Genomic DNA, 4,597 nt, shown 5'->3' with positions numbered 1-4,597 from the left:
TTGCTGGTATCATTAATTCCGAGCTTAACCTATGACTTTTGCAAGAGGTCTATTACTGTCAAAAACTTTATAATTGTTCACAAAAAAGCCCATCTCTAGCGTACTAGAAATGGGCTTGCTTGCAAACTACTATTGTTCAGTATCATTTCAAAACATCATTTTTAGCAATGACATTTTTAGAGACTGGGCCAACAGAGATTACGCGGGCTTGTAACTATCGCGCAAACTGACAATTTGGTTAAAGACTGGCTTATCCGTGCTGTGATCTTCGCTATCGGCGATAAAGTATCCTTCACGCTCAAACTGGAAACGCGTGCCAGCGTCAGCATTGGCTAAAGATGGCTCAACGACAGCATTTAGCTCAGTGAGCGAGTCAGGGTTTAGTGCTTGATGGACATCAGCGACGCCACTTGGGTCCTCAGCACTGAATAGCTGCTCGTACATGCGTATGGTTGCTGGCACACCCTGACTGGCTGATACCCAATGAATCACCCCTTTAACCTTACGGCCTTCAGGATTGTTACCCAACGTAGTAGGGTCAATCGTTGCTTTTAGCTCAACAACATTGCCGCTCTCGTCAGTAATATGCTCAGTGACGGCTAACACGTAAGTATTACGCAAACGAATCTCTGGCTTTTCTGGAGACAGACGCTTGTAGCCTGCTGGCGGTTCAATCTCATAATCACCTTGATCGATGTACAAAGTCTCGGTAAACGGAATCTCACGCTCACCCATATCAACGTTAGGATGGTTCGGCTGCGTCAACCAAAGCGTCTGCGCCGCATCATCAAAACGCGCGTTCACGCTATCGGCTTTTTGCGTCTCCCAGCTACTAACCGCCTCGCTAAAGTTGGTAATCGTCACTTTTAATGGTTTTAACACTGCCATACCGCGTGCTGTGGTTGTCTCTAATGACTGACGAACACTAAACTCTAGTAAACGGAAATCAACCACGCTATCGGCTTTGGTCACGCCCACACGCTCACAAAAATCACGCAAGCCCTCTGGTGTATAACCACGGCGGCGCATACCAGCGACAGTCGGCATACGGGGATCGTCCCAACCACTCACAATACCTTCATCAACGAGCTGCTTAAGCTTACGTTTACTGGTCAATGTATGATCCACATTTAAGCGGCTAAACTCATATTGATGCGGCGGGACATCAAAGCCGATTTTTTCGATGACCCAATCATAGAATGGACGATGGTCTTCAAACTCAAGCGTACATAGTGAATGGGTAATACCTTCGAGCGCATCAGAGAGTGGATGCGCAAAATCATACATTGGATAAATGCACCATTTATCACCTGTCTGATGGTGAGATTGATGCATCACGCGGTAAATAACAGGATCACGCAGATTCATATTTGGGCTAGCCATATCAATCTTGGCGCGCAATACCGCCTTACCTTCAGCGTACTTACCGTCTTTCATATCATTGAAAAGGGCTAGGTTTTCCTCGACGCTAGCATCACGCTGCGGAGATGGCGTTCCCGCTTCATTGAATGAACCACGGTTATCACGAATTTGTTCAGGAGTTTGCAAATCGACATAAGCATCGCCTTGCTCGATTAACTGTATTGCCCATGCATGTAACTGGTCAAAATAACTTGATGCGTGGTACGCCTCGCCTGCCCACTCAAAACCAAGCCACTTCACATCATTTTCGATGTTATCAATAAAATCTTGCTTTTCTGCAGTTGGGTTGGTGTCATCAAAACGCAGGTTGCACACACCGCCGAACTCTTTAGCCACACCAAAGTTTAGGCAGATAGATTTTACGTGACCTAAATGCAAGTAGCCGTTTGGCTCAGGCGGAAAACGTGTGACAATTTGCTGGTATCTTTGCGCATTGACATCGTCACGAATGATATTACGAATAAAGTCGTTTTTTGCTTCGTCTTTTTGTGCATTGTTGCTTGAGTGCTCACTCATCGGGTATTGCTCCTAACGCAAATTGTCCATTCGTGATGCGTGCTATCACGCATCACAAAACGTTTAAACTAAAATAGTAAAATAAATTGGGATATAAAAAATCAGATAACGCGACCGCATTATCATTATTTGTCAAAGCTGATTAAAAATGGGTAAAGTTGCGTTATTCTATCAGGTTTCATAAACGCATTAACAGCCTGATACATGACACGGGATAAAAAAGCCGTTAGACTACCCCTAACTTTTAACCACCAATTTTTTAACCACCACTTGACAGCGTCATTTAAGGCGCTGCAATCAAAAAGGAATATCACATGGTAGACATGCCACCAGTAGTAGAACTTGACACCAATATGGGTGCAATCGTTATCGAACTCAACGAAGAAAAAGCGCCAAAAACCGTAGAAAACTTCTTAAACTATGTAAAATCTGGTCAGTATGACGGTACGATTTTCCATCGTATTATCGATGGTTTCATGATTCAAGGCGGCGGAATGGACGCTGAGATGAATGAAAAACCAACCAACGCGCCTATCGAAAACGAAGCGGACAATGGTCTAAAGAACGATAAAGGTACCATCGCAATGGCGCGTACCCAAGATCCGCATTCAGCGACTAGCCAGTTCTTCATCAACGTAAAAGACAATGATTTCCTAAACCATTCTGGCAAAAACATGCAAGGTTGGGGTTACACGGTATTTGGTAAAGTCACCAGCGGTATGGATGTGATCGAAAAAATGAAAGGCGTCCCAACCGGTCGTTTTGGCATGCATGCTGATGTGCCAAAAGAGCCAGTTGTTATCAACTCAGCGACCATCATTACTCAGTAGTAGCCACTCAACAGCTGCTACTCAGCAATAGTTACTTAGCGATAGCTGTGAAAGAGCGAGCATTCTTTAATAGAACTTACTAAGTAATGCTCGCCATACGATAAGTCACGAGGACCAAGATAAATGCAACGTTTTAATCACTTAATCACGACCCGCCCTCATCAAGTGCGGCAAGTATTGATTAGCGATTTGCATTTATCGCCTCAGGAGCCTGCCTTAGTGCAGGCTTTTTTGGCGCTGCTTGATGACTGTCTTGCCCTGCCAGCGCTCAAACGCCTCTTTATATTGGGCGACTGGTTTGAGGTATGGTTGGGTGATGATATGTATTTATCTCTATTAAAAGAAAAAAGGTCAGAGGATGAACAAATAACGCATTGGCTAACCCCATTGATTGCGAAGCTCAAAAAGCTTCGAATCAATGGCTGCGAGATATTAGTCATGCACGGCAACCGTGATTTTTTGTTAGGCCAACCGTTTTGCAATCTGTTCGGTGGTGAGCTTATCGATGAGCCATATACTTTGCCTGTCGGTCAGCAGAATTACCGATTAGAACACGGTGACGCACTCTGTACCGATGACAAGAAATATCAACTCTTTCGCAAAATTATGCGCAACCGCCTAACTCAGTGGTATTTGCTTAATAAGTCGTTAGAGAAACGCTTGGCTATCGCAGACAACATGCGTAAAAAAAGCCAGCAAAACAATGCGAACAAAGCGGCTTATATCATGGATGTGAATGATGTGGCAGTTCGTCAGGCAATCACTGCTAGCGATGCCTTATTGCACGGTCATACTCATCGTCCAGACATTCATCACGTCACCGCTGATAAAAAACGTTATGTGCTTGGCGACTGGCGCTTGCTAGATACCGACACACGCCAGCCAAAAGTCAGTGCTGTGATTGGGGTAGTGACAGACGACGAGTATTTAAATGACTGTGTCAATAGTAACGATTTAAGCAGTAATGATGCTGAGTTTGAGTTATATGAGTTTGAATGTCTTGTTCGCTAAAGCGCCTTTAACAGTGTTTTAAACAACACATCTAAACAATATTTCTTCAATATGAAAAGGGTCTGTTGATAGTTCAACAGACCCTTTTTACTATTTCGCAATTACTCACTTCTATCGAGCGCATTTTTGCTTTAATCCATCAATTTAAAGAAATGCTGACGATAGTGCTTTAGCTCACGGATAGAGTCACGAATATCATCTAAGGCCAAATGACTGCCCCCTTTTTCAAAGTTCTTTAGAATGTCAGGGCGCCAGCGAAAACACAGCTCTTTAATTGACGACACATCAAGGTTACGATAATGAAAGAAGCGCTCAAGCTCTGGCATTTGGCGCGCCATAAAGCGACGATCTTGGCAGATAGAGTTACCGCACATTGGTGATTTGCCACTATCGACCCATTTACTCAGAAACTTGATGGTTTCAGCTTCCGCTTCTGCCAACGTCACTGTGCTACGACGCACACGATCCACCAATCCTGACTGACCATGTTGCTTGGTATTCCAGTCATCCATCTTATTTAAGACTTGATCCGATACCTTGATCGCAAACACAGGCCCTTCAGCAAGCACATTCAAATCTTCGTCAGTCACGACAGTGGCAATCTCGATAATCTCATCGTTTAGGGTGTCAAGTCCGGTCATTTCTAAATCAATCCATACCAGCCCCTTTTTGCCTTGATTTTTGATTTTAATCTTATTGGGATGGTCACCGGTAGTCATACAATATCCTATGGTCATTAAATGTTGGTACAGTTTAAAAAAACGGGTGGTGTTCTAAAAAGTATGCTGGCATCAGACATAGCCATAATTGACATAGAA

At 43.9% G+C, this 4,597-nt stretch carries 4 protein-coding genes; 2 read left to right on the top strand and 2 right to left on the bottom strand.

Going from position 1 to position 4,597, the window contains the following annotated elements; translation table 11 throughout:
* Positions 1–198: 198 nt before the first annotated feature.
* Positions 199–1,938, bottom strand: coding sequence for a glutamine--tRNA ligase/YqeY domain fusion protein (locus L0G63_RS13490; protein ID WP_301451113.1), 1,740 nt, complete (start codon positions 1,936–1,938; stop codon positions 199–201).
* 314 nt (positions 1,939–2,252) lie between these two features.
* On the opposite strand from L0G63_RS13490, the gene L0G63_RS13485 reads away from it, so the two are divergent.
* Both L0G63_RS13485 and L0G63_RS13480 read left to right on the top strand, forming a co-directional pair.
* Positions 2,253–2,768 (top strand): peptidylprolyl isomerase, encoded by a 516-nt coding sequence (locus L0G63_RS13485; protein WP_058025915.1) that lies wholly within the window; start codon positions 2,253–2,255, stop codon positions 2,766–2,768.
* A gap of 123 nt (positions 2,769–2,891) precedes the next feature.
* Positions 2,892–3,779, top strand: coding sequence for a UDP-2,3-diacylglucosamine diphosphatase (locus L0G63_RS13480; RefSeq protein WP_301451112.1), 888 nt, complete (start codon positions 2,892–2,894; stop codon positions 3,777–3,779).
* A 131-nt stretch (positions 3,780–3,910) separates the two neighbouring features.
* Here the strand turns inward: L0G63_RS13480 and orn are convergent, their stop codons facing one another.
* Entirely contained in the window at positions 3,911–4,498 is a 588-nt protein-coding gene (orn, locus tag L0G63_RS13475) for an oligoribonuclease (protein ID WP_075107563.1), read from the bottom strand.
* Positions 4,499–4,597: the final 99 nt, after the last annotated feature.

The sequence above is a fragment of the Psychrobacter sp. genome (genome assembly GCF_030454045.1).
Taxonomy (GTDB): Bacteria; Pseudomonadota; Gammaproteobacteria; order Pseudomonadales; family Moraxellaceae; genus Psychrobacter.
Note: the sequence above shows the minus strand (reverse complement) of the source record. Positions and strands in the feature narration are given on the sequence as shown.

Coding starts and splice junctions, on each gene's coding strand:
- L0G63_RS13490 (WP_301451113.1), bottom strand. CDS start 1,938: ATGAGTGAGCACTCAAGCAACAATGCACAAAAAGACGAAGCAAAAAAC.
- L0G63_RS13485 (WP_058025915.1), top strand. CDS start 2,253: ATGGTAGACATGCCACCAGTAGTAGAACTTGACACCAATATGGGTGCA.
- L0G63_RS13480 (WP_301451112.1), top strand. CDS start 2,892: ATGCAACGTTTTAATCACTTAATCACGACCCGCCCTCATCAAGTGCGG.
- orn (WP_075107563.1), bottom strand. CDS start 4,498: ATGACTACCGGTGACCATCCCAATAAGATTAAAATCAAAAATCAAGGC.